Annotated in this window: 1 protein-coding gene; it reads right to left on the bottom strand. The window is 49.8% G+C overall.

The genetic code is table 11. From position 1 onward, the window contains the following. The coding region (locus R7040_RS27340) for an MATE family efflux transporter (RefSeq protein ID WP_318097727.1) at nucleotides 1-647 on the bottom strand (647 nt) is incomplete at both ends.

Here is a 647-nt window from a genome sequence, read left to right as displayed (position 1 = left end):
AGCTCGGTCTTTCGCGCCAATCGCTTTCCCCACCATCGCTTCCATCGCGTAGGCAAAACCATCCATGCCGTAGGAAATCATCATCAAGAAGCTCATCAACACAGCGTTTGCCGCGACAACATCATCACCAAAGCTCGCGCCCTGAAACGTCATAAAGCTAAACGCAGCTTGCAAACATAATGAACGAAGAAAGATATCGCGATTGAGTTTCACAAATCGCCCTAGCCCATGCTGAGTGTCAGCAAGTAATTGCTTGGGTGACGGCAACTGACGTGCTTGCCATGTCTTCCACACGCAGACCAAACCAAACGCCATGCCTGAGTAATCAGCAATCACGGATGCAAGCGCAGCACCTTCAACTTTCCAACCTAAGCCCATCACAAATAACAAATCGAGAGCGATGTTGGTGACATTGGTGATGATCACCATCCACATAGGCGCTTTGGAGTTTTGCGTGCCGAGCAACCAGCCCAACAACACAAAATTCATCAGTGCCGCCGGCGCACTCCACACTCGGATAGAGAAATATTGCATGCCGTAGTGCTTCACTTCGGCACTGGCATCACTCCAGCCAAAAATCAGATCAGCAAGTGAGTTATGGGCTATGAGGAACACCAAAGCAAACAGCAAAGCCATGATTGAGCCCT

This window comes from Vibrio sp. 1069 (assembly GCF_033340555.1).
The sequence above is the reverse complement of the archived record's forward strand: the minus strand, read 5'-3'. Positions and strand labels throughout refer to the sequence as shown.